Annotated in this window: 20 protein-coding genes and 1 pseudogene; 10 read left to right on the top strand and 11 right to left on the bottom strand. The window is 71.0% G+C overall.

Annotation, left to right across the window (positions count from 1 at the left end; genetic code table 11):
• The first annotated feature begins 89 nt into the window (after positions 1 to 89).
• Positions 90 to 887: an HAD family acid phosphatase gene (locus ABZ490_RS24935; protein ID WP_358993790.1), complete on the top strand. Its 798-nt coding sequence runs from the start codon at positions 90 to 92 to the stop codon at positions 885 to 887.
• On the opposite strand, the pseudogene ABZ490_RS24930 reads toward ABZ490_RS24935, so the two are convergent.
• A pseudogene (locus tag ABZ490_RS24930) lies at positions 880 to 2,352 on the bottom strand (family 43 glycosylhydrolase); the annotation flags it as partial. The gene ABZ490_RS24935 and the pseudogene ABZ490_RS24930 sit on opposite strands and share 8 nt — an antisense overlap.
• Before the next feature lie 218 nt (positions 2,353 to 2,570).
• Here ABZ490_RS24930 and ABZ490_RS24925 point away from each other — a divergent pair.
• A complete protein-coding gene (locus ABZ490_RS24925; protein ID WP_358993787.1) occupies positions 2,571 to 3,728 on the top strand; it encodes a right-handed parallel beta-helix repeat-containing protein in 1,158 nt (385 codons plus the stop codon).
• Positions 3,729 to 3,815: 87 nt separating this feature from the next.
• On the opposite strand, the gene ABZ490_RS24920 is transcribed toward ABZ490_RS24925, so the two are convergent.
• From ABZ490_RS24920 to ABZ490_RS24905, 4 genes are all read right to left on the bottom strand, one after another.
• Positions 3,816 to 5,501 carry a rhamnogalacturonan lyase B N-terminal domain-containing protein gene (locus tag ABZ490_RS24920; RefSeq protein WP_358993784.1) on the bottom strand — a complete coding sequence of 562 codons (1,686 nt, stop codon included), beginning with the start codon at positions 5,499 to 5,501 and terminating at the stop codon, positions 3,816 to 3,818.
• Positions 5,502 to 5,533: 32 nt separating this feature from the next.
• The gene (locus ABZ490_RS24915) at positions 5,534 to 6,364 is read right to left on the bottom strand and encodes a pectate lyase (RefSeq protein ID WP_358993781.1); all 831 of its coding nucleotides are present in this window, start codon (positions 6,362 to 6,364) and stop codon (positions 5,534 to 5,536) included.
• Positions 6,365 to 6,449: 85 nt separating this feature from the next.
• Entirely contained in the window at positions 6,450 to 7,337 is an 888-nt protein-coding gene (locus ABZ490_RS24910; protein WP_358993778.1) for a hypothetical protein, read from the bottom strand.
• Positions 7,334 to 7,897: a SigE family RNA polymerase sigma factor gene (locus ABZ490_RS24905; protein ID WP_358993776.1), complete on the bottom strand. Its 564-nt coding sequence runs from the start codon at positions 7,895 to 7,897 to the stop codon at positions 7,334 to 7,336. The genes ABZ490_RS24910 and ABZ490_RS24905 overlap by 4 nt, the downstream gene beginning before the upstream one ends.
• A gap of 257 nt (positions 7,898 to 8,154) precedes the next feature.
• Here ABZ490_RS24905 and ABZ490_RS24900 point away from each other — a divergent pair, with 257 nt between their 5' ends.
• Entirely contained in the window at positions 8,155 to 9,555 is a 1,401-nt protein-coding gene (locus ABZ490_RS24900; protein ID WP_358993773.1) for an NCS2 family permease, read from the top strand.
• A gap of 70 nt (positions 9,556 to 9,625) precedes the next feature.
• On the opposite strand, the gene ABZ490_RS24895 is transcribed toward ABZ490_RS24900, so the two are convergent.
• From ABZ490_RS24895 to ABZ490_RS24885, 3 genes are all read right to left on the bottom strand, one after another.
• Positions 9,626 to 11,074, bottom strand: coding sequence for a penicillin-binding transpeptidase domain-containing protein (locus ABZ490_RS24895; protein ID WP_358993770.1), 1,449 nt, complete (start codon positions 11,072 to 11,074; stop codon positions 9,626 to 9,628).
• A 110-nt stretch (positions 11,075 to 11,184) separates the two neighbouring features.
• A complete protein-coding gene (locus ABZ490_RS24890; RefSeq protein ID WP_358993768.1) occupies positions 11,185 to 11,655 on the bottom strand; it encodes a GNAT family N-acetyltransferase in 471 nt (156 codons plus the stop codon).
• Positions 11,656 to 11,691: 36 nt separating this feature from the next.
• Entirely contained in the window at positions 11,692 to 12,465 is a 774-nt protein-coding gene (locus tag ABZ490_RS24885) for an IclR family transcriptional regulator (RefSeq protein WP_358993765.1), read from the bottom strand.
• A gap of 139 nt (positions 12,466 to 12,604) precedes the next feature.
• Here ABZ490_RS24885 and ABZ490_RS24880 point away from each other — a divergent pair, with 139 nt between their 5' ends.
• The 7 genes from ABZ490_RS24880 (at position 12,605) to ABZ490_RS24850 (ending at position 19,109) form a co-directional block, all read left to right on the top strand.
• The gene (locus ABZ490_RS24880; protein ID WP_358993762.1) at positions 12,605 to 14,134 is read left to right on the top strand and encodes an aldehyde dehydrogenase (NADP(+)); all 1,530 of its coding nucleotides are present in this window, start codon (positions 12,605 to 12,607) and stop codon (positions 14,132 to 14,134) included.
• A 113-nt stretch (positions 14,135 to 14,247) separates the two neighbouring features.
• A complete protein-coding gene (locus tag ABZ490_RS24875; protein WP_358993759.1) occupies positions 14,248 to 14,856 on the top strand; it encodes a DUF1349 domain-containing protein in 609 nt (202 codons plus the stop codon).
• Positions 14,857 to 14,900: 44 nt separating this feature from the next.
• On the top strand, positions 14,901 to 15,416 hold the full coding sequence (locus ABZ490_RS24870) for a GNAT family N-acetyltransferase (protein ID WP_358993756.1): 516 nt from the start codon (positions 14,901 to 14,903) through the stop codon (positions 15,414 to 15,416).
• A 74-nt stretch (positions 15,417 to 15,490) separates the two neighbouring features.
• Positions 15,491 to 16,207, top strand: a complete 717-nt coding sequence (locus tag ABZ490_RS24865) for a DsbA family oxidoreductase (RefSeq protein WP_358993753.1) — start codon at positions 15,491 to 15,493, stop codon at positions 16,205 to 16,207.
• A gap of 60 nt (positions 16,208 to 16,267) precedes the next feature.
• On the top strand, positions 16,268 to 17,356 hold the full coding sequence (locus ABZ490_RS24860) for an aminotransferase class V-fold PLP-dependent enzyme (RefSeq protein WP_358993750.1): 1,089 nt from the start codon (positions 16,268 to 16,270) through the stop codon (positions 17,354 to 17,356).
• A gap of 138 nt (positions 17,357 to 17,494) precedes the next feature.
• Entirely contained in the window at positions 17,495 to 18,052 is a 558-nt protein-coding gene (locus tag ABZ490_RS24855) for a sigma-70 family RNA polymerase sigma factor (protein WP_358993933.1), read from the top strand.
• Positions 18,053 to 18,077: 25 nt separating this feature from the next.
• Positions 18,078 to 19,109, top strand: coding sequence for a maleylpyruvate isomerase family mycothiol-dependent enzyme (locus tag ABZ490_RS24850; RefSeq protein ID WP_358993747.1), 1,032 nt, complete (start codon positions 18,078 to 18,080; stop codon positions 19,107 to 19,109).
• Between the two features lie 23 nt (positions 19,110 to 19,132).
• Here the strand turns inward: ABZ490_RS24850 and thpD are convergent, their stop codons facing one another.
• From thpD to ectB, 3 genes are read right to left on the bottom strand one after another with little or no spacing between them, the layout of a single operon-like run.
• On the bottom strand, positions 19,133 to 20,026 hold the full coding sequence (thpD, locus tag ABZ490_RS24845; RefSeq protein ID WP_358993931.1) for an ectoine hydroxylase: 894 nt from the start codon (positions 20,024 to 20,026) through the stop codon (positions 19,133 to 19,135).
• The gene (locus ABZ490_RS24840; RefSeq protein WP_358993744.1) at positions 20,023 to 20,421 is read right to left on the bottom strand and encodes an ectoine synthase; all 399 of its coding nucleotides are present in this window, start codon (positions 20,419 to 20,421) and stop codon (positions 20,023 to 20,025) included. Before ABZ490_RS24840 ends, thpD begins: the two co-directional genes overlap by 4 nt.
• 40 nt (positions 20,422 to 20,461) lie before the next feature.
• Complete coding sequence (ectB, locus tag ABZ490_RS24835; protein ID WP_358993741.1) at positions 20,462 to 21,739, bottom strand: diaminobutyrate--2-oxoglutarate transaminase; 1,278 nt, start codon at positions 21,737 to 21,739, stop codon at positions 20,462 to 20,464.
• Positions 21,740 to 21,809 lie beyond the last annotated feature (70 nt).

Genomic DNA, 21,809 nt, shown 5'->3' with positions numbered 1-21,809 from the left:
GCGCTTGACCCGATTTTTGCCCGCCGAACGGGTATCGATCGGGCAACGGGTCTCGCGCCCGACCACGTGACGCGCGTAGAAAACCTGTCATGCATAAGTCACTGCGCATCGCGGCCTCCGTGGCCGCCTGTGCCGTCGCCGGTGCCGCGCTCTACGGCGCCGGCGCGGCCACGGCCGGCCAGTCCACGGCCAACTCCACCCACGAGCCCTACAACATCGGGCTCCTGGTGAAGGACATCGACACCTACTACGGCACCGCGGCGGACGCGAACGGCGTCTACCAGGCCTCGCCGACCAGCCCGTACGCCAAGGACCTCGCGGCGATCGACAAGTCCGCGCGGAAGTACATCGACCAGGCGGCCCGCAAGGCCCGCCACCACGGCGAGAAGCCCGCGGTCGTCTTCGACATCGACGACACACTGCTGCTCAGCCTCGACTACGAGAAGAAGACCAACTACACCTACAACTCGGCCACCTGGGCCGAGTACGTGGCGAAGGCGGACCGTCCGGCGGTCTTCGGCAGCCCCGAGCTGGTGCGGTACGCGAAGTCCAAGGGTGTCGAGGTCTTCTACAACTCGGGCCTGAAGGAGTCGCAGCGCGTCTCGGCCGTCGAGAACCTGAAGAAGGTCGGCGCCGACGTGAACCTCGACGCCGACCACATGTTCCTCAAGGACGCGGCCAACCCGCCGTCCTACCTGAGCGCCTGCGCCACCGCGAACAGCTGGACCTGCACCACCGTCCAGTACAAGTCGGGCACCCGCAAGCACATCGAGAACGACCTCGGGTACGAGATCATCGCCAACTTCGGCGACCAGTACTCCGACCTCGAGGGCGGCTACGCCGACCGGCGCTACAAGCTGCCGAACCCGACGTACTTCGTCAGCTGAGACCCCGCGGCGGCCGGACCGACTCCAGCGTCGGCACGACGGGTTCGATCGTGCCGTCCGCCGCGAACCGCAGCCGGTCGATCGTGGTCTCCCGGTGCGTCCCGTCACCGCCCGGCCCGCCGGGGCGGTTCAGCGCGAACCGGTGGTAGACGATGTACCACTCGTCCGTGCCGGGCACGTTCACCACGGAGTGGTGCCCGGTGGCGAGGATGCCGTACTCGGGACGCTTGGACAGGATCGTCCCCCGCTCGGTCCACGGGCCCAGCGGGGACGGTCCCGTCGCGTACGCCACGTGATAGTCCTCGCTGCGGGTGTCGTCCTCGGACCACATGAAGTAGTACGTGCCGTTCCGCTTCACCACGAAGGACCCCTCGCGGAAGTTCGCCGGGGTGATGTCCCGCACCCCCGCCGGGTCGAAGGACACCATGCCGTCGTCGAGCGGCACCCCGTACGCGTGCCCGTTGCCCCAGTAGAGGTACGACGTCCCGTCGTCGTCCGTGAACACCGCCGGGTCGATCATCTGACCGCGCCACGCGCCGTCCTTCGCGACCAGCGGCCCGCCCAGCGCGTCCGTGAACGGACCGGCGGGGGAGTCCGCGACGGCCACCCCGATCTGCTGGTCGGCGCAGAAGTAGAAGTAGTACGTCCCGTCGCGCTCGGCGATCGCCGGGGCCCAGGCGTACTTCTCCGCCCAGTCCACGTCGGTCACCAGATCGAGGATCACCCCGTGCTCCCGCCAGTGGACCAGGTCCTTCGAGGAGTACGCCGTGAAGCGCGTCCCGCCCCAGCCCGCGAAGCCGTCGGTCGTCGGATAGATCCAGTACTCCCCGTCCAGACGGTGCACGTCGGGGTCCGCGGTGAGGCCGGGCAGGACCGGGCTGCGGGTGGGGACGGCCTCCACGGTCCAGGCGCGGCGCGTCCCGTCGGCCGCCGTCACCGTGTACGTCCGCGGTGTGCGGAAGTCCCGGGGGGTTCCGGAGCCCGGGCTCACCGTCGCCCCCTCGCTCACCCACACCTCGGGTGCGAGCGCGTGCAGTTCCGCGTCCGGCCGCATCGGCAGCACCACCTTGGCGGCGGACTCGGTGACGATGGCGTACGCCAGCTGCCCGGGTGCCGTCACGTCCGTCACCGACGCCGGTGTGCTCGGGTGCGCGGTGAGCAGCCGGTCGTACTCCGCCCGGGTGAGAGGGAGCACGGTGCCGTGGCGCGCGTCGGCCGGGAGCCGGTGGTCCGCAGGCGCGCTTCCGCTGCCCGGGTCCGGATCGATCACGAACGGGTCGGGCAGGGCCGGTTCCCCGGTCGTGGCGGTGGGGACGGGCCGTCCGCCGTGCAGCTCCCGCCAGTGCAGGAGGTCGCCGCCCCGGCTGAGGGCGTAGCGGATCCGCTCGCCGTCGGCGGTTCCCCCGCCGGTGACGTAGACGAAGAGATGGCCGGCGTGCTTCGGGTGCGTCACGGACGGGGCTCCGGGGGTTCTGTGGGGCGTGGGGCCCTCGGAGTGTCACCAGTGGCGGACGGTGCGTCAATCGGTGGAGGCGGGGCGGGAGGACAGCGAAAGTTTCGTCGGTCTTTCTCGTGCGGCGCGGCAACCCTTTTCGGCCATGGCGGCGACTGGTGTGCGGAAGCGGGCCGGGGCGGCCCCTCCGCCCGCTTCCTCCCGGCAGCCTCACGTTGAAAGGAACGCCCGTGCGTTTGAGCACCGGACGCCACCGCAGGACGCGCACCCTCTCGATCGCCGCCGCCGTGGCGCTCGCCTCGGGGGGCGGCGGGGTCTACCTCGGCCTGTCGGGCGGCGGCGGCGCCCAGGCCGCGTCCGCCACCGTCACCGTCTCCACCACCGCGCAGCTGGAGTCGGCCGTGAGGAACGCGGTCGCCGGCACGGTCATCCAGGTCCGCGCCGGTACCTACTACCCGGCGGCCACCCTCAAGTCCACGGCCAGCGGGACGAGTACGTCGCGCATCACGCTCCAGGCCCACGGCGGCGAGAAGGTGAAGATCGACGGCTCCAGACTGCCCGCCGGCTCCTGGCTCACCGGCATCTACGGCAGCTACTGGACCGTCCAGAACCTCACCTTCCAGAACTCCCCGGCCCAGGGCTTCGTCGTCACCTCCTCCACCGGCGGTGTCTTCAAGAACCTCGTCACCGCGGACAACGGCGACTCCGGCTTCACCCTGCGCGGCGACGACACGGTCGGCAACCTCGTGCAGAACCTGGACAGTCACGGCAACTACGACGCCTCGGGGCACGGCCAGAACGCGGACGGCATCGCCATCAAGTTCGGCTCCGGCAGCGGCAACAGGATCACCGGGGCGCGTCTCTACAACAACTCGGACGACGGGCTCGACCTCTGGCAGTTCTCCACGCCCGTCACCATCGAGCACAGCTGGGCCTTCGGCAACGGCAGGAACCGATGGGGCGACTCGGCGTTCGAGGGCAACGGCAACGGGTTCAAGCTGGGCGGCGGGGGTGTCGCGGTCGCGCACGTCGTCAACAACAACGCGGCCTGGGACAACACGCTCAACGGTTTCACCGAGAACTCCAACACGGGCGCGATCGTGCTGAACCGCAACACCGCGTACTCCAATACGGAGGCGGGATTCTATTTCGCCACCGGCAAGGCGCGGCTCGCCCGGAATCTCGCGGTGGGCAACAAGGGCGGATTGTCGAAGCTGGGGTCGTCGGCGGTGTCCGCCGCGAACAACTGGGACAGTGGTGTGACCACTCCCAAGTTCCTTTCCACGGACGCGAGTTCCGCTTACGGGGCGCGAAAGTCGGACGGCTCGTTGCCCGCGACGGCATTTCTCACCACGGGTTCCACGGCCATCGGGTCCACCATGAACTGAGGAATGCGGGAAAAGCCCCCGTCGGGTTCCAGCGACGGGGGCTTTCCCTGTTGCCGGCCGCAGAGGGGCTGAAGCCGGCAAGTCCTCTCAGGCGAGGAGGTCGACGCAGTCGAAGGACGTGCCCGGGCTCAGGAACGCCGTGCCGGACGAGCCGCTGACGATGCCGAGCCTGAGCACGTTGTACTGCGAGACGTCCGTCTGCCAGGCGGTCGCCGGGACGTTGTACGTGAAGGTGTGGTTGTTGCCCCGGTAGGACCCCGTGGTGAGGGAGCGGGTCGAGGGCTGGGCGACCGCCGCCGGGACCGGGGAGAGCCAGTCGTTCACCCCGACCCGCGGGCGGCCGTTCGCGAAGGCGTCGGTGACGCCGATGCGGAGGGTGTGGGCGGCCGCCGCCTGCTCCTTCGTGAGCTTGAAGTAGATCAGGACGCCGTCGTTGACGTCCTTCCACAGGTACGCGGGGAAGGACGGGGCGGGGTCGGCGCCGCCGATCGTGACGTTGCCGGTCCACTTGGCCGCGCGGGCGTCGGAGGGGTGCGCGTACGTCATGAGCCGGGCGTTCTTGAACTCCCCGGGGGTGCCGTCCCAGTCGCCGAGGCGCCAGACGGTCCTCGCCGTGGAGGGGTCGCCGGTGATCGTGAGGGTGTGCAGGCTCGTGGCGGCGCCCGCGGTCACCTTCACCTGCTGGGTCAGCACCGCCAGTTCGCCCTTGAAGACGGTCAGCGTGTACGTCCCCGGCAGCATCCCCTTGCAGGAGAAGGCGCCGGTGCCGGCGGCCGCCTTCGCCCAGTACTGGGCGTCCTTGTTGGCGAAGCCGACCGTGTACGGGTACCGGGCGTCCATGCCCTTCAGGCCCACGCCCGCCACCTTGCCGCGGCCGGCCCTGCCGACCCAGCCGGTGATGCCGAGGCCGTCCACCCAGGAGGTGTCCAGGTTGGCGGCGGAGAGGGACGAGGACGGCGTGCCGCCGTCCGTGAGGGCGAGGACGTACGGGCCCTGGAGGCCGAAACGTTCCGCCTCGGTCTGGGCCTCGTTGTAGTGCAGGATCTCGTAGAGACCCGCGCCCTTGTCGTTGGAGTGGCGCAGCAGCGAGCGGTAGAAGGGGCCGCCCGAGGCCTTCTCGTGGTTCGAGCGGACCAGGTACAGGCCGACCGAACCGGTGGTGAAGCCGATGTGGTCGTAGTCGATGGTCCGCTTGCCCGAGTAGTGCTTGGAGTGGGTGGTGCCGTCCGCCCGCTTCCAGACGTCCCCGGCCTCGATGACCGTGTCCGAGGCCTCGATCCAGGAGTCCGGGCCGGTGTTGGGGAACATCCCCGGCGCGAGGCGGACGATGTAGCGGGTGGCGGTGAAGGAGGCGTCCGCCTTGTCCGTCCACAGGTAGACGTTGTTCTCGCCGTTGCGGGCCGCGTACCACTGGGTGATCGGGCCGTGGACCACCTTGATCAGGATCGTGGAGCCGGACTGCTTGATCGTCACGGTCGAGGCGCCGAGGCCGGACTCCACGTGCGAGTGCCTGCCGCCGTAGCCCTCGTACTCCTTGCCCCGGTAGACCAGGGAGGTGAGGTCGCCGGTGGTCTTGGAGACCTTGAAGACGAGCGAGGACCCGGTGTCCACCACGTAGTTCCTGCCGTCGTCCCGGTAGCCGAACGCGGCCGCCGAGGCGGACGAGAGGAGTCCGGCGCCGCCCGCGACGGCGGCGCCCGTCGCGGCGACCCCGATCGCGGAGGCCCCGAGCACGCGTCGCCGTGTCAGGGGTCGTCTTCTGTGGGTGCTCACGGGGCGTTCTCCGTCGCTCTGTGCGGGTCGTGTCACTTGTACGTGAGGGCAGATGACGAGAACTTGCAGGTGGTTCCGTCCGCACCCGACCCGATTTCGGTGGGCTCCTTGCCGGTGTTGTTGCCCTTGAACCGCACGCAGACCTTGACCTTCTTCTTCGGGTCGTTCTGGATGCGGATCCCCGACAGGGTGGCGGTGTCGCCGTAGTTGGCGTTGACGCCGACGATCGCCTTCAGCGGGGCCACCACATCGATGTCGCTGAGCTCGATCGTGCGCTTGTACTGCGTCTTGCAGTTGCCGCAGGACCGCACCAGCTTGCCGGAGTTCTCCACCCGGAAGCCGGTCACGGTCAGCTTGCCGGCGCCGTTGAACTGGAGCACCTTGTCGTCGGCGTTCTTCGCGCCGCCGCCGACGACCCGGTACACCGCCGAGGACGACTTGCCCTTGAAGCTGGCGGCGTCCTCGCCGACGTCCAGCCACCACACGTTCTGCAGCGTGCAGGAGCCCTTGCAGTGGACGCCGTCCGCCGCCGGGGAACCGATGATCACGTTCTTCAGGACCGCGCCGTCGGCCAGCTCGAAGAGTGCCCCCTGCGACTCGTCCTGGTCGGAGGTGCCGAGCGCGCCGGAGCCGTAGAACTTCTTCAGCTTGCCGTCGTAGGTCCCGGACACCTTGATCGTCGAGGAGACGGCCTTGCTGCCGGTCGCCGTGGGCCAGGCGGTCGCGGCGCCCGCCGAGGACAGCAGCGTCGTGGTGACGAGCGCCGCGCCGGTGATGCCCAGGGCGGTGGAGCCCGCGATCAGCGCCCGTCGCCCGGTGGCGCTGCGACGGTGCCGGGTGCGCGGTTCTGCGGAAGCAGTCATGTGCCGGATCCTCAGGTGGTGGTGACTCTTGCGCTGTCAGGTCGCCACCGGTGAGGAAAGGGTTGCCGCCGTTCCGGAAGTTTTTCTAGGAGTCGCCGCCGGAGGTGTCCTGGGCGGCGAAGCCGCTGCCCAGGGTGCGCGCCTTGCCGTCGGACCGGCCCGTGATCACATAGCTGTCGCCACCGGCGTTCCGGCCGCCGCGGTCGTGGTCGTACTGCCCGGCGAACACCCACTCGCCCACGGGGACCGTACGGCCCTCCTTGAGTACCCAGGTGTAGACCAGGAAGCCGTCCTGCTCGGTGACCGTGAGGTCGAAGTCCTGCTCCGGCAGGGACCGCCAGGCCCCGGCGTTGGACACGCCGCCGGTCTGGGCGACCCTCAGCTGCACGGTGAGCGCGGTGGCGACCTGCTTCGCCCGGATGGTGATGTTGCTCTGCGCCCAGAAGTCGTTGCTGTGCGGATCGACCGAGCCGTCCGACCAGAGCGGCCCGTCGTCATCGTCGTCGGTGCCCGGCAGGAGCACGACGGCCGACGTCGTCGGGGACGAGGTGGCGGAGGGCGTCGGCGAACTGCTCGGCTTCTCCGGCTCCTTCGACTCGCCGCCGCCGGACCCGGAGGTCGGGGTGGCCTTCGGGGAGGCCGGCGGCCGGCTCGTGGCGTCGGGGGAGCGCACCGGCGTCGGCGAGACGGAGACCGTCTGCTCGACCCGGGTGTCGTCCTTCACCGCGGACGCCACCGCGTACCCGCCGACCGCGAGCATGCCCGCGACCGCGGCCGTGGCTCCCACGACCCGCGTCCAGCCCCAGACCAGCGGGCGGGTCGCGCGGTGCGCGCGCCGGTCCTGGACCTGGGTCTCACCCGCCATGCCGCGCTCGACCCGGGCGAGGATGCGCGCCCGGTCCGGCTCGTACGCCTCGGCCGCCTCGTGCAGCCGGGCGCGCAGCTCGTCGTGCACGTCCCGCTGCATCGTCATCGGTTCCTTCCCGAGGTCTCGCGGGTGCGCGCCATCGCGTGCACCGTGAGCGGAGCTCCCTTTGCGCCGAGCAGCTTCTGCAGCTCGGCCATTCCCTTGGAGGTCTGGCTCTTCACCGTACCCACCGAGACCCCCAGCGCGAGCGCGGTGTCCTTCTCCGAGAGGTCGAAGGCGTGCCGGAGCACCACGCAGGCCCGTTTGCGGAAGGGGAGTCTACGCAGCGCGGACTGTACGTCCACAACGCCGGCGACATCGGGGTTCTCGGTCTTCTCCTCGCGCTGCGACCAGAACAGGGCGATCCTGCGGCGCTCGCGGACCGCGCTGCGGATCCGGGTGCGGGCCAGATTGGCGACGACGCCGCGGGCGTACGCCACCGGATGCTCGGCCGCGCGGACCCGGTCCCAGCGGTTCCACAGCGCGAGGAGCGCATCCGCCGCCAGGTCGTCGGCGGCATCCGCCTCACCCGTCAGAAGGTGGGCGAGCCGGGCCAGTTCGGCGTAGTGGCGGTCGAAGAAGGCATGGAATTCCACGGAGGCGGCGTCGTCGACGACTGTGCCCACGGGTGACCTCTTCTCGGTGGCTGCTGTGCGTGTCATGTGAATGACATGGGGATGTCCCGAGAAGGAGCCGGGACGAGATCCGGAAGCGTAGCAGTGATCATCCCTTTGGTTTGGTACTGGGGTTCGAACATCATGTGGCCGCCCGGAGCCGCCCGGGAGCCCGAATCCGTAACACGCAGAAAACCTGAGCACGGTTCAACGACGCAACAATCCAGCCAGCATCCGCACACGTTCGAACAGGCAGCAGGGAGTCATCCGTGGACAGAGTCGACCAGTTCTTCAAGATCTCCGAACGGGGTTCCACCTTCGGCCGGGAGATACGCGGCGGCTTCGCCACGTTCTTCACCATGGCCTACATCCTTGTGCTGAACCCGATCATCCTCGGAAACGCGAAGGACAAGTTCGGCCACACGCTCGACAGTGTCCAACTCACCACCGCCACCGCCCTGGTGGCCGCCGTGATGACGATCGTCATGGGCGTCGGCGGCAACCTCCCGCTCGCGCTCGCCGCCGGACTCGGCCTCAACGCGGTCGTCGCCTTCCAGATCGCCCCGCTGATGAGCTGGGACGACGCGATGGGCCTGATCGTCCTCGAGGGCCTGCTGATCTGCGTCCTGGTGCTGACCGGTCTGCGCGAGGCCGTCATGCACGCCATCCCGCAGCCGATGAAGCAGGCCATCAGCGTCGGCATCGGCCTGTTCATCGCCTTCATCGGCTTCGTCGACGCCGGATTCGTCAGCCGGATCCCCGACGCCGCGCACACCACCGTCCCGGTCCAGCTCGGCGGCGCCGGCGCCCTGACCGGCTGGCCGGTCCTCGTGTTCTGTCTCGGTGTGCTGCTGACCGTCGCGCTGCTCGCCCGCAAGGTCAAGGGCGCCATCCTGATCAGCATCGTCGCGATGACCGTGCTCGCGATCGTCATCGACTCGCTCGCCGAGGTGAAGAGCTGGGGCCTGACCACCCCGGCCTGGCCCGACCGGCTCGTCGACGCCCCCGACTTCGGGCTGATCGGTCACTTCAGCCTGTTCGGCGCGTTCGGCGAGACCGGTGCCGTCACCGTCGTCCTGCTGGTCTTCACCCTCATCCTGTCCGACTTCTTCGACACCATGGGCACGGTCGTCGGCATCAGCGCCGAGGCCGGACTGCTGAACGAGCGGGGCGAGGTGCCGAACCTCGGCCGGGCGCTGCTCATCGACGGCGCGGCGGCGGTCGCCGGCGGTGCCGCCTCCTCGTCCTCCGCGACCTCCTACATCGAGTCCGCGGCCGGTGTCGGCGAGGGCTCGCGCACGGGCTTCTCCAACCTCGTCACCGGCTCCCTGTTCGCGCTCGCGCTGTTCCTCACCCCGGTCCTGACGATCGTCCCGCTCCAGGCCGCGGCGCCCGCGCTGGTCGCGGTCGGGTTCCTGATGATGACCCAGGTCAAGTCCATCGACTGGGACAGCTACGAGATCGCCATCCCGGCGTTCCTGACCATCGCCGTGATGCCGTTCACCTACTCCATCACCAACGGCATCGGGGCGGGGTTCCTGGCGTACGTCGTCATCAAGACGGTGCTGGGGAAGGCGCGTGAGGTGCACTGGCTGCTGTGGGGGGCTTCGGCGCTGTTCGTGGTGTACTTCGCGATCGATCCGATCGAGCAGATTCTGGGTGTGAAGTAGGGGTTCGCTGCGCGGCCGGTGCGGGTTCGTCGTGGCCGGTCGCGCAGTTCCCCGCGCCCCTTCGGGTGGGTTATGTGAGCGCTGCTTTCATCATGGCCCGTGCCACCGGGGCCGCCAGGCCGTTGCCGCTCACTTCCGAGCGGGCCGCGTCCGACTGTTCGACCACCACCGCGACCGCCACCTCCTTGCTGCCGGTCTTGCCGTACGACGTGAACCAGGCGTACGGGGCCTTGCTGTTGTTCTCGCCGTTCTGCGCGGTGCCCGTCTTGCCGCCCACGGTGACACCGTCGATGAGCGCGTTCGTGCCGGTGCCCTTCTCGACCACCGTCTGCATCGCGGACTGGAGCTGCTCGGCCGTGGACTCGCTGACGATCCGCTTCGAGGCCGCCTCGTCGTCGTAGTCCTTCAGCACGTCCCCGCCGCTGTCGGTGATCTGCGCGACCATGTGCGGCGAGACCAGCTCACCGCCGTTGGCTATCGCGGCCGACACCATGGCCATCTGCAGCGGGGTCGCCGTCACGTCGAACTGGCCGATACCGGTCAGGGCGGTGGACGACGCGTCCATGTCGGAGGGGTACACGCTCGCGTACGCCCGCACCGGCACGTCCAGCGAGTCGTCGTTGAAGCCGAACTTCTCCGCCATCGCCCTGAGTTTGTCCTGCCCGAGCTGCACGGCCATGTGCGCGAACACGTTGTTGCAGGAGTACTGGAGCGCCACCCTGATCGGGGCGTTCTCGCAGGGGGCGGAGGTGTTCTCGTTCTTGAGGACCGTCCGGGTGCCGGGGAGGGTGTAGGGGTCCTCGCTGTCGGTCTTCTCGTCCACCGACGTGTACAGGCCGTCCTCCAGCGCGGCCGCCGCCACGACCAGCTTGAACGTCGAGCCCGGCGCCAGCGGCTGCCGCAGCGCACGGTTGACCAGCGGCTTGTCGGAGTCGGAGGTCAGCTTCTTCCACGCCGTACCCGCGGTGTTGGCGTCGGTGAGCGAGGACGGGTCGTACGACGGCGTCGACACGACCGCCAGGATCCTGCCGGTCTTCGGGTCGATCGCGACGGCCGCGCCCTTCTTGTCGCCGAGGGCGTCGTACGCCGCCTTCTGCACGGCCGGATCGATGGTCGTGAGCACATCGCCGGGGTCGGCCCGCTGGTCGGTGACCGTGTCCATCACGGTCTTCAGCCGGGTGTCCGTCCCGTTGAGCAGGTCGGCGTAGATGCCCTCGAGCTGGGTGGGGGCGTAGGCCTGCGAGGCGTACCCCGTCACCGCCGCGTACAGCTCGCCGTTCGTATACGTGCGCTTGTACCTGAGGTCGCCGCCCGTCGTCCGGGCCGAGCCGGTGACCGCCTTCCCGGCCACGATGATGTTCCCCAGCGGCTGCGAGTACGTCGCGATCGCGTTGCGCCGGTTGTGCGTGTCGTCCGCGAGAGCCTGGGCCTCGTAGAACTGCACCCAGGTCGCCCGGATCAGCAGGGCGAACACCAGCAGCAGCGAGAAGACCGAGGCACGCCTGATCGTCTTGTTCATTGCGATCGGAAAGACGAACGGGCCGAAGGGGAACGTTCCCTTCGGCCCGTTTTCTCATCGTACGTTCATGAGGCGTGCGTTCATGAGGAGTACGTTCATGAGGCGTGCGTTCATGCGTCCAGCTTGAGGACGACCTCCGGGATCTCCTCGCCGCGTGCGGGGGCGAAGCCCGAGGCGTGCGCCGTGACCCGGAAGCCGCACTTCTCCAGCACCCTGAGCGAACCGGCGTTGTCGGACGCCGCCCGCGCGTACAGCGGACGCTCGGGGGCCTCGGCCAGCAGCGCCCGCAGCGCCGCCGTCGCGATGCCCCGGCCCCAGTAGGCGCGGTCCACCCAGTACGTCACCTCGCGCTCGCCCGGCTCCCCGTACACCGCCGCGTGACCGACGACGTCCCCGTCGGTCAGGACCGTGCGGACCAGCGCGGTGGAGGACCTGACGCGTTTCCAGTGGTCGTCGAAGGCGGACCGGTCGGCGGGGTCCTCCGGGGTGAACGCTGCCATCCGCAGGGCCTCGGGGTCGTTCAGCTGCCGGTAGAACACCGGCAGATCACTGTCGTGGACGGGACGCAGGGCGATCTCCATCGTCCGAGCCTACGCCGAGCGGCGGCGACGGCGGGGTCAGAGTCTGCGGGTGGCCAGCGTGAGCCGGTCGCGGGCGTCGAACAGGGCGTCCTTCACCAGCTGCTCGTGCGCCGGGGTGAGGCGGGCCACCGGCACCGAGCAGCTGATCGCGTCGCGGGCCGGGGTGCGGTAGGGGATCGCCACGCCGAAGCAGCGCAGACCGAGCGTGTTCTCCTCGCGGTCCACGGCGAAGCCCTGCTCGCGCACCTGGTGCAGTTCCTCGATGAGCTTCTCGCGGTCCGTGATGGTGTGCTCGGTGAGCGCCGGGAGCGTCTCCGGGAGCAGTTTGCGGACCTGCTCGTCGGAGTACGTGCTCAGCAGCGCCTTGCCCAGGGAGGTGGAGTGGGCGGGCAGCCGGCGGCCCACGCGGGTGAAGGGGCGCAGATAGTGCTGGGACTGGCGGGTGGCGAGGTAGACCACGTTCGTGCCGTCGAGCCGGGCCAGGTGGATGGTCTCGGTGGTGTCGTCCGAGAGCCGGTCCAGGGTCGGCCGGGCGGCCGCCACGACCTCGTCGCCGTCGATGTAGGAGGTGCCCACGAGCAGCGCCCGCACCCCGATGCCGTACCGGGTGCCCGTCGCGTCCGTCTCCACCCAGCCGAGCTCCACGAGCGTGCGCAGCAGCATGTAGAGACTGGACTTGGGGTAACCGACGGCCTCCTGGACCGCCGCGAGGGAGTGCATTCCGGGGCGGCCGGCGAAGTATTCCAGCAGCTCAACCGTCCGCACCGCGGACTTGACCTGGGCCCCGCCCCCCGTCTCGCCAGCCGACATCGCCCTTGACCCCTTCGTTCGACGGGAAATAGTCTCCGACAGCATATTCACCATGAGAAACGCCGTTCAGTATATCGAACATCCCTGGTGAATCAGCCAGTACCAAACGTGGCCAGGAGCAAGCGTGGAGGGACCCGCGGTGGCAGCAGCACCAGTCTGGAGTGTCGACCCCCGAACCGGGAAGCAGCGTGAACAGGTTGCGGTGGAGGCCACGGCCCAGGAGGTGGACACCGTCGTCCGTGCCGCGCACGCCACGCGCGGCTCCCTCGCCGACCGGGCCGTCCGCGCCGCCTTCCTGCGCACCGCCGCCGACAAGCTGGAGGCGGCCAAGGAGCAGCTGGTCGAGGTCGCCGACGCGGAGACCGCGCTCGGCCCGGTGCGGCTGAACGGCGAGCTGGCGCGTACCTGCTACCAGCTGCGCGCGTTCGCCGGGATCGTCGACGAGGGCGCCTTCCTCGACGTGGTCATCAACCACCCCGACGACACCGCCACCCCGCCGATCCCGGACCTGCGCCGCTACAAGGTGCCGCTCGGCGTCGTCGCCGTCTACTCGGCCTCCAACTTCCCCTTCGCCTTCTCCGTCGCCGGCGGTGACACCGCGAGCGCGCTGGCGGCGGGCAACCCGGTCGTCGTCAAGGCGCACCCCGATCACCCGGCGCTGTCCGAGCTGGTCGCCAAGGTCCTGCGCACGGCCGCCGCCGCGCACGGCATCCCCGAGGGCGTCCTCGGTCTCGTGCACGGCTTCGAGGCCGGCGTCGAGCTGATCAAGCACCCGCTGGTGGCCGCGGCCGGCTTCACCGGGTCCATCCGGGGCGGACGCGCGCTGTTCGACGCGGCGGCGGCCCGGCCGGTGCCGATCCCCTTCCACGGCGAGCTGGGCTCGCTGAACCCCGTCGTCGTCACGGAGGCCGCCGCCGCCGAGCGCGCGGAGGCCATCGGCACGGGCCTCGCGGGCTCGATGACCCTGGGCGTCGGCCAGTTCTGCGTCAAGCCGGGACTGGTCCTCGTGCCGGCCGGCGCGGCCGGTGACGGACTCGTCAAGTCGCTCACGGACGCGGTGAGCGCCACCGAGGCGGGCGTGCTGCTCGACCACCGGATGCGGGACAACTTCATCGCCGGGGTGGCCGAGCGGGCGGAGCTGCCCGAGGTCGAGTCGCCGGTGACGCCCGGCGCGGGCTCCGAGCACACCGTCAGCGCGGGCTTCCTCACGGTGCCGGCGGGCCGGCTGGCCGCCGCCGGGGACCACGACCTGCTGCTGGAGGAGTGCTTCGGGCCGGTCACCGTGGTGGCCCGCTACGAGGACGACGCCGAGGTCAGGGCGGTGCTGTCGCGGCTGCCGGGGAACCTCACGGCGACCGTGCAGCTGTCCGACGAGGAGGCCGCCGGGCAGGGGCGCGGTGGGGAGATCCTCGCCGAGCTGACGCCGCTGGCCGGGCGCGTCCTGGTGAACGGGTGGCCGACCGGGGTCGCCGTGGCCGCCGCCCAGCACCACGGCGGTCCCTACCCGGCCACGACGTCCACGTCGACCTCCGTGGGCGGGACCGCGATCGAGCGGTGGCTGCGGCCGGTCGTCTACCAGAACGCTCCGGTCGCGCTGCTGCCGGCGGAGCTGCGGGACGAGAACGAGCTGGGGCTGCCGCGGCGGATCGACGGGCGTCTGGAGCGGTAGCGCTCCGCGGGTGCGCTCAGGGGTGCGGGTGGGGTGCGGGTGCGGGTTCGTCGTGGCTTGTCGCGCAGTTCCCCGCGCCCCTGAGCGGCTCCACTCACCTGGATAATCAGATCATGGACGTCTCGCTTCCCGAACTGCCCTTCGCCCTTCGTACGTACGGGCCCGATGGGCACTGGGCCCATGAGGACGGGGTGCTCAGTGCCTGGGCCGGGCCTCGGCAGGACCGGTTCGTCACGCCCACCGGGGAGGCGCTGGAGCCCGCCGGGGACGCGCCGCGGCTGCTCGGGGCGCCCGAGGGGGACTTCCAGCTGATCGCCCGGGTCACCGTGGGGTTCAACTGGGCCTTCGACGCGGGGGTGTTGTACGTCCAGGTGGGCGAACGCGCCTGGGCCAAGCTCTGCCTGGAGTACTCGCCGGACGTGGCGACCGTCTGCACGGTCGTCACCCGGGGGCACTCCGACGACGCCAACTCCTTCACCGTGGAGGGGAGTTCGGTCTGGCTCCGGGTGAGCCGGACCGGGCGGGCCTTCGCCTTCCACGCCTCCCGCGACGGCAAGCGCTGGACCTTCGTCCGGCTCTTCACCCTGGGCGACGAGAAGGAGACCGGTGCCGCCCTGGTGGGCTTCATGACCCAGTCGCCGATGGGCGAGGGCTGTGTCGTGACGTACGACCACATCGAGTTCCGGGACCGCTGGCCGGACGATCTGCGCGACGGCAGCTGAGCGGCGGGCGGAACCGGTCCGGCCGCCGCCACGTCCTCCGGGGCATGATCGGAGAATCCCCCACCCCGGGCCGCGTCATCCGCACCGCCGTACCCGCCGAGGCGGAGGCCGTCACCGCGCTGCACGCGCGCGCCCGGGCCACCTACTATCCCGACGGCGTCCCCCAGGACGGCACCGACTGGCTCGGCACCTGGCGCACCGCCCTCGCCCGGCCCGACGGGCAGGTGCTGTGCGTCGTGGAGCGGGGGCTGATCGTCGGGCTGGCCTCCTTCCGGGTGCCGGAGGGCGCCGGCGCGGACACGGTCAAGCTGTTCCAGTTCCATGTCGACCCCGGCCACTGGCGGGCGGGCATCGGCACGGCCCTGCACACCGCGTGTGTGGAGCAGTGGCGGGCGGACGGGCGCCGTACCGCCGTGCTCGACGTGCATGTCGACAACCGCCGCGCCCAGGCCTTCTACGCGCGTCAGGGCTGGGTCCCGGACCCGGAGAACCCGCCCGCCGAGGACGACCACCACCTCTACCTGCGCTTCCCGGTGAACAGCTGGGTCACCGGGGAATGAACCCCGCTGCTTGAACGTTCATGCACTCGGCGGAGGGAGTCTCCGTCCCCCGTACGAGCTGGAGAGCCGAGAAGATGCGCGTCGAGATCTGGTCGGACATCGCCTGTCCCTGGTGCTACGTCGGCAAGGCCCGCTTCGAGAAGGCCCTCGCCGCCTTCCCGCACCGCGAGCAGGTCGAGGTCGTGCACCGCTCCTTCGAGCTCGACCCGGGGCGCGCCAAGGGCGACGTCCAGCCCGTGATCACGATGCTCACCAAGAAGTACGGCATGAGCGAGCAGCAGGCCCAGGCCGGCGAGGAGAACCTGGGCACCCAGGCCGCCGCCGAGGGGCTGGAGTACCGGACCCGGGGGCGGGACCACGGCAACACCTTCGACATGCACCGCCTGCTGCACTTCGCCAAGGAGCAGGGCCGCCAGGACGAGCTGATCCAGCTCTTCTACCGGGCGAACTTCGCCGAGGAGCGGTCCCTCTTCACCGAGGGCGACGAGCGGCTCGTGGAACTGGCCGTCGAGGCCGGTCTGGACGCCGACGCCACCCGCGCCGTCCTCGCCGACCCGGCCGCCCACGCCGACGACGTCCGCGCCGACGAGCGCGAGGCCGCCCAGCTCGGCGCCAACGGCGTCCCCTTCTTCGTCCTCGACCGCGCCTACGGCGTCTCCGGCGCCCAGCCCGCCGAGGTCTTCGCCCAGGCGCTCACCCAGGCCTGGGGCGACCGCTCCCCGCTGAAGCTGATCGACGACGGCGGTGCCGAGGCCTGCGGCCCGGACGGGTGCGCGGTGCCCCAGCACTGAGCACCGCAGGTCAGGGCGGACGTATAAGCGCTCCTTAGGAGTTCCGCGCAGAAATGCGCAATGGACGTCGAGTTCGCCCGGCCGCACAGTGGTGCCATGGAGACCTTCGAGAGCCTCGTCCGTTCCGAGTTCGCCCCGAAGAACACCTTCCTCAACACCGCGAGCAACGGCCTGCTGCCGGCCCGCACCGTGACGGCCCTCCACGAGGCCGCCCTGGTGCAGGCCGATGGCGCGCCGCTGGCCTCGCTGTACGCCGACGTCGAGGCGGCCCGCGCCGCCTACGCCCGGCTGGTCGGCGTCCCCGTCGAACGGGTCGCGGCCGGAGCCTCCGTCGCCGCCCACACCGGCGTGATCGCCGCCTCGCTGCCCGCCGGCGCCGAGGTGCTCACCACGGAGGGCGACTTCACCTCCGTCCTCAACCCGTTCCACGTCCGCGGCGACCTCAAGGTCCGCGCCGTACCCCTGGAGCGGATCGCCGAGTCCGTCCGCCCGGGCACCGCGCTCGTCGCCGTCAGCGCCGCCCAGTCCGCCGACGGACGGCTCGCCGACCTGCCCGCGCTGCGCGAGGCCGCCCGCACGCACGGGGCCCGCACCTACGTCGACTTCTCCCAGGCCGCCGGCTGGCTCGCCCTGGACGCCGGCGCGTACGACTACAGCGCCACCGTCTGCTTCAAATGGCTGCTCGGCCCGCACGGCGCGGCCTTCCTCGTCGTCCCCGAGGACTTCGGCGGGCTGACCCCGGTGCTGGCCGGCTGGGTCGCGGGCGAGCAGCCCTGGGACAGCTGCTACGGGCCCGTCGCCGAACTCGCGCGCTCGGCACGGCGGTTCGACCTCACCCACGCCCTCTTCAGCTACGCCGGACTGCGCCGCTCCCTCGAACTCCTGGAAGAGCTGGGCGCGGACGCCGTGCGCGCCCACGACCTCGCCCTCGCCGACCGCTTCCGCGCCGGACTCGCCTCCCTGGGCCACGAGCCCGTGCCCGCCCCCGGCTCCGCCATCGTCTCCGTGCCCGGACTCGGCGCGCGCCAGCCCGAGTTGAGCGAGGCGGGCATCGAAGTGTCCAACCGGGCGGGCCATCTGCGCGCCTCCTTCCACCTCTACAACACACCCGCCGACGTCGACCGTCTGCTGGACGCCCTGTCCGGCTGACCCCTCTTGCCGCCCGTGCGCCCGGGACGCTAGGAAAGGGCACCAGGGGTGGTGGTGCCGGTGGATCCGACGGACGCGGACACGGATGGTGCGGCGGAGGCGGGCCGTGCGCGCGCCCGCCCCGCCGCGGACGCCGAACTGCACGGGCGGCTGGTGTACGGGGACGCGGCCGCGCTGGCCGAGACGTACGCCGTGTACGGCGGGCTGGTGCGGCGGATCGCCCTGCGCGTCACCCGCAGCCCGGCCGCCGTCGAGGACATCGCCCAGGAGGTCTTCACCGAACTGTGGTGCCGGCCCTACGCCTTCGACGCGCGCCGGGGCAGCCTGCGCACCTGGCTGTCGATGCTCGCGCACCGGCGGGCCGTGGACTGGGTGCGCCACGAGGCACGGCACCGCAAGGCCGCCCCCGCAGACGACAGCGCCCTGGACACCCTCCCGGACGCGGCGCCCGGCCCCGACGAGACGGTCATGGACCGCGAACGCTCCCTGCTGCTGCACTCCGCACTCGCCGAACTCCCGCCGTCCCAGCGGGAGGTGGTGCACCTCGCCTACTTCGCGGGCCGCACCTACCGCGAGGCCGCCGCCGAACTCGGCATCCCCGAGGGCACCGCCAAGACCCGGCTGCGCACCGCCCTGCGCAGACTGGCCGAGACACTGGCCGACCCGCCCGAACCGTCCCTGGGGAGAGGCGCATGATGGGGACGGCGGAAGGAGGCGACCGGTGAGCACCCACGGCACCCACGGCACCCACGACGAGCTGCGCGACCTGGTGGCCGCGGCGGCCTTCGACGCCGTCACGCCCGCCGAGCGGCAGACGGTGGCAGGGCACCTGGACGCCTGCGCCGAGTGCGCGGCCGAGGCGGACCGGCTGCGCGAGACGGTACGTCTGCTGGACGTGCCGCCGGGCGACGGCACCGGCCGGGAGCCGTCCGGCCGCCGTTTCCGGGGGGAGCACCCCCGCCCGGCGGCCGCCCCGGTGGCGGAACACGCGGCCCCCTACGCCGGAGCCGTGGCCGCCCTCACCGCACTGCTGCCGCACGCGTACGGCGGCGAGGACGCCGACCGCTGGGCGGTGCCGGTCGTGCACGGCTGGAACGTCCAGGCCACCCTCGCCCATCTGCTCGCCGCCGACGAACAGCTCGCGGTGGAGCTCGGGGTGGAGCCGAGGGTGCCGCCGTCCCCGGTCGTGGCGGACGAGAGCTGGGAGGCGTACTGGAACCGGCGCACGGCCGACACCATCCGCCACGAACGCGCTCACGCGGCCGCGCTGACACACCGGGCCTGGCAGGCCCAGACGGCCGCCCTGCTCGCCACCCCCGAGGCCCACGACGCCGAACAGGCCGCGCGCCCGGCGGAGTTGATGGGGATGCGGCTGCCCGTCGCCGACCACTTCGCCGTCCGGGCCTTCGAGACCTGGATCCACACCGACGACATCGGCCGCGCCCTCGGCCTGTACGTCCCGCCGCCGCCCGCGCCGCATCTGGAGCGGCTGGTCCGGCTGGCGGCGGGCGTCCTCGGCCAGGCGCTCGGTCCCGGCGCGCCGCCCGTGCGCTTCACGGTCACCGGCATCGGCGCGTGGACCCTCGGTGCCCCGGCCGCTCCGGTGCGCGCCGAACTCGCCCTGGAAGCAGTCGACTTCTGCTTCCTGGCGGGCGGCCGGCGCGCCCCGGACACGGTGCCGCACACGGCCACGGGCGACGCCGCCGCCGTACGGGACGTACTGGAGCGGACGGCGGCGCTGGCCTGGCTGTAACCCGGAACGGCACCCCCCAGCCCTCAGCGGACCGGCGTGAAGTCCCGCGCGCCGATGAACTCCGGCCGCCGCACCGGCGCCGCGAACGGCTCGACCGCGGCGTTCTCCACGCTGTTGAACACGAGGAAGACATTGCTGCGGGGGAACGGCGTGATGTTGTCGCCCGAGCCGTGCATGGCGTTGCAGTCGAACCAGGTCGCCGAGCCCGCCCGGCCGGTGAACAGCCGGATGCCGTACTCGCCCGCCAGCGTGGTCAGCGCCTCGTCCGACGGGGTGCCCGCGTCCTGCATCTGCAGCGACTTCTTGTAGTTGTCCTTCGGGGTGGCGCCCGCGCAGCCGAGGAACGTCCGGTGCGAGCCCGGCATGATCATCAGGCCGCCGTTGGTGTCGAGGTTCTCGGTCAGCGCGATCGACACCGACACCGTCCGCATGCCCGGCAGCCCGTCCTCGGCGTGCCAGGTCTCGAAGTCGGAGTGCCAGTAGAAGCCGCCGGCCCCGAAGCCCGGCTTGACGTTGATCCGGGACTGGTGGACGTACACGTCCGAGCCGAGGATCTGCCGGGCCCGCCCGACGACCCGCTCGTCCCGCACCAGGTGCGCGAACACCTCGCTGATCCGGTGCACCTCGAAGACCGAGCGGATCTCCTTGGACCGCGGCTCGACGATCGCGCGTTCGTCGGCGCGGATCGCCGGGTCGGTGATCAGCCGCTCCAGCTCCCGCCGGTATCCGGCGACCTCGTCGTCGCCGATCAGCTGCTCGACGGCGAGGAAACCGTCGCGCTCGAACGACGCCAGCTCACCCGTGTCCATCGGCCCGGGCGCGCCCGGCGCCGACCAGACCACGGGGTCCTGCCGGGGGACGACGAGCTCGGCGGGGCCGCGGCTCGGGTAGCGGTCGGTGATCGTGGTCATGGTCAGCCCTCCTCCGTCAGCAGGGGATAGACGCCGTTCTCGTCGTGGTCCTCCCGGCCGGTGACCGGCGGGTCGAACACGCAGAGGCAGCGGAAGTCCTCCTTGACGCGCAGCGTGTGCCGCTCGTGCCCGTCGAGGAGGTACATGGTCCCGGGCGTGATCGTGTACGACGTCCCGGTCTCGTGGTCGGTCAGCTCGGCCTCGCCCTCGACGCAGACGACCGCCTCGATGTGGTGGGCGTACCACATCGATGTCTCGGTGCCGGCGTACAGAATCGTTTCGTGCAGGGAGAATCCGACGCGCTCCCGGGCCAGCACGATCCGCTTGCTCTCCCAGGTGCCGGACGCGGCCCGCACATGCCGGTCGGTGTTCTCGATGTCCTTGAACGAACGGACGATCATGGTGTCCCTCCTCGTGGTCTCGTGGTCGGCCGCCCGGCGACTACCGGCCGACGGTCTCGCGGACGGCGCGGGCGAGGACGCTGAGCCCCTCGTCCAGCTCCTCCGGGGTGATGGTCAGGGCCGGCAGCAGCTTGACGACCTCGCTCTCCGGGCCGGAGGTCTCGATCAGCAGCCCGAGCTCGAAGGCGCGCCGCGCGACCCGTGAGGCCCGTTCCTTCTCGTGGAACTCCAGCCCCCACACGAGACCGCGCCCCCGGTACTCCTTCACATCGGCGAGGTTCTCCTCGGTGATCGAGATCAGCCCCTCCTCCACCTGCTCGCCGCGCGCCCGCGTCTGCTTCTCCATCACGGACCCGTCGGCCCAGTACGCCTCCAGCGCGGCCGTCGCGGTGACGAACGCCGGGTTGTTGCCGCGGAAGGTGCCGTTGTGCTCGCCCGGCTCCCACACGTCCAGCTCCGGCCGGAACAGGCACAGCGACATGGGCAGCCCGTACCCGCTGATGGACTTCGACACGGTGACGACGTCCGGCGTGATCCCGGCCTCCTCGAAGGAGAAGAACGCGCCGGTGCGCCCGCACCCCATCTGGATGTCGTCGACGATCAGCAGCATGTCCTGCCGCTCGCACAGTTCCTTGAGGGCGCGCAGCCACGCGGGCCGGGCCACGTTGATCCCGCCCTCGCCCTGCACGGTCTCCACGATCACCGCGGCCGGCTTGTTGAGCCCGGATCCCTGGTCCTCCAGGAGCCGCTCGAACCACAGGAAGTCCGGGACGGTCCCGTCGAAGTAGTTGTCGAAGGGCATCGGCGTGCCGTGCACCAGCGGGATCCCGGCCCCGGCCCGCTTGAAGGCGTTCCCGGTGACGGCCAGCGACCCGAGCGACATGCCGTGGAAGGCGTTGGTGAACGACACGATGGCCTCGCGCCCCTTCACCTTCCGCGCCAGCTTCAGCGCGGACTCCACCGCGTTGGTGCCGGTCGGACCCGGGAACATCACCTTGTACGGCAGGTCGCGCGGCCGCAGCACCGACTCCCGGAAGGTCTCCAGGAACGTCCGTTTGGCGACGGTCGACATGTCGAGCGCGTGGGTGATCCCGTCCCGTGACAGGTAGTCGATCAACGCCCGTTTCAGTACGGGGTTGTTGTGGCCGTAGTTGAGGGATCCGGCGCCGGCGAAGAAGTCCAGGTACCGGTGGCCGTCCTCGTCGTACAGGGCGCTGCCCTGCGCACGGTCGAAGACGACGGGCCAGCCGCGGCAGTAGCTGCGCACCTCGGACTCGAGGGTCTCGAACACGCTGAGGTCGGGCTGGGTGATGGTCACGACGAATCGCTCCTCGGTGTGGGGGAGGGGGAGACGGAGGGGAGGTGGGGGGGGAGGGGAGAAAGGGGCG

This window comes from Streptomyces sp. NPDC005811, assembly GCF_040630405.1.
In the GTDB taxonomy this organism is placed as follows: Bacteria; Actinomycetota; Actinomycetes; order Streptomycetales; family Streptomycetaceae; genus Streptomyces.
This window is presented reverse-complemented; position numbering and strand designations above follow the sequence as displayed.

Bases quoted from the DNA above. Each gene is read 5' to 3' on its own strand.
- ABZ490_RS24895 (WP_358993770.1), bottom strand. From the start codon at position 11,074: ATGAACAAGACGATCAGGCGTGCCTCGGTCTTCTCGCTGCTGCTGGTG.
- ABZ490_RS24935 (WP_358993790.1), top strand. From the start codon at position 90: ATGCATAAGTCACTGCGCATCGCGGCCTCCGTGGCCGCCTGTGCCGTC.
- ABZ490_RS24860 (WP_358993750.1), top strand. From the start codon at position 16,268: ATGGACGTCGAGTTCGCCCGGCCGCACAGTGGTGCCATGGAGACCTTC.
- ABZ490_RS24890 (WP_358993768.1), bottom strand. From the start codon at position 11,655: ATGGAGATCGCCCTGCGTCCCGTCCACGACAGTGATCTGCCGGTGTTC.
- ABZ490_RS24865 (WP_358993753.1), top strand. From the start codon at position 15,491: ATGCGCGTCGAGATCTGGTCGGACATCGCCTGTCCCTGGTGCTACGTC.
- ABZ490_RS24885 (WP_358993765.1), bottom strand. From the start codon at position 12,465: ATGTCGGCTGGCGAGACGGGGGGCGGGGCCCAGGTCAAGTCCGCGGTG.
- ABZ490_RS24840 (WP_358993744.1), bottom strand. From the start codon at position 20,421: ATGATCGTCCGTTCGTTCAAGGACATCGAGAACACCGACCGGCATGTG.
- ABZ490_RS24875 (WP_358993759.1), top strand. From the start codon at position 14,248: ATGGACGTCTCGCTTCCCGAACTGCCCTTCGCCCTTCGTACGTACGGG.
- ABZ490_RS24915 (WP_358993781.1), bottom strand. From the start codon at position 6,364: ATGACTGCTTCCGCAGAACCGCGCACCCGGCACCGTCGCAGCGCCACC.
- ABZ490_RS24910 (WP_358993778.1), bottom strand. From the start codon at position 7,337: ATGACGATGCAGCGGGACGTGCACGACGAGCTGCGCGCCCGGCTGCAC.
- ABZ490_RS24870 (WP_358993756.1), top strand. From the start codon at position 14,901: ATGATCGGAGAATCCCCCACCCCGGGCCGCGTCATCCGCACCGCCGTA.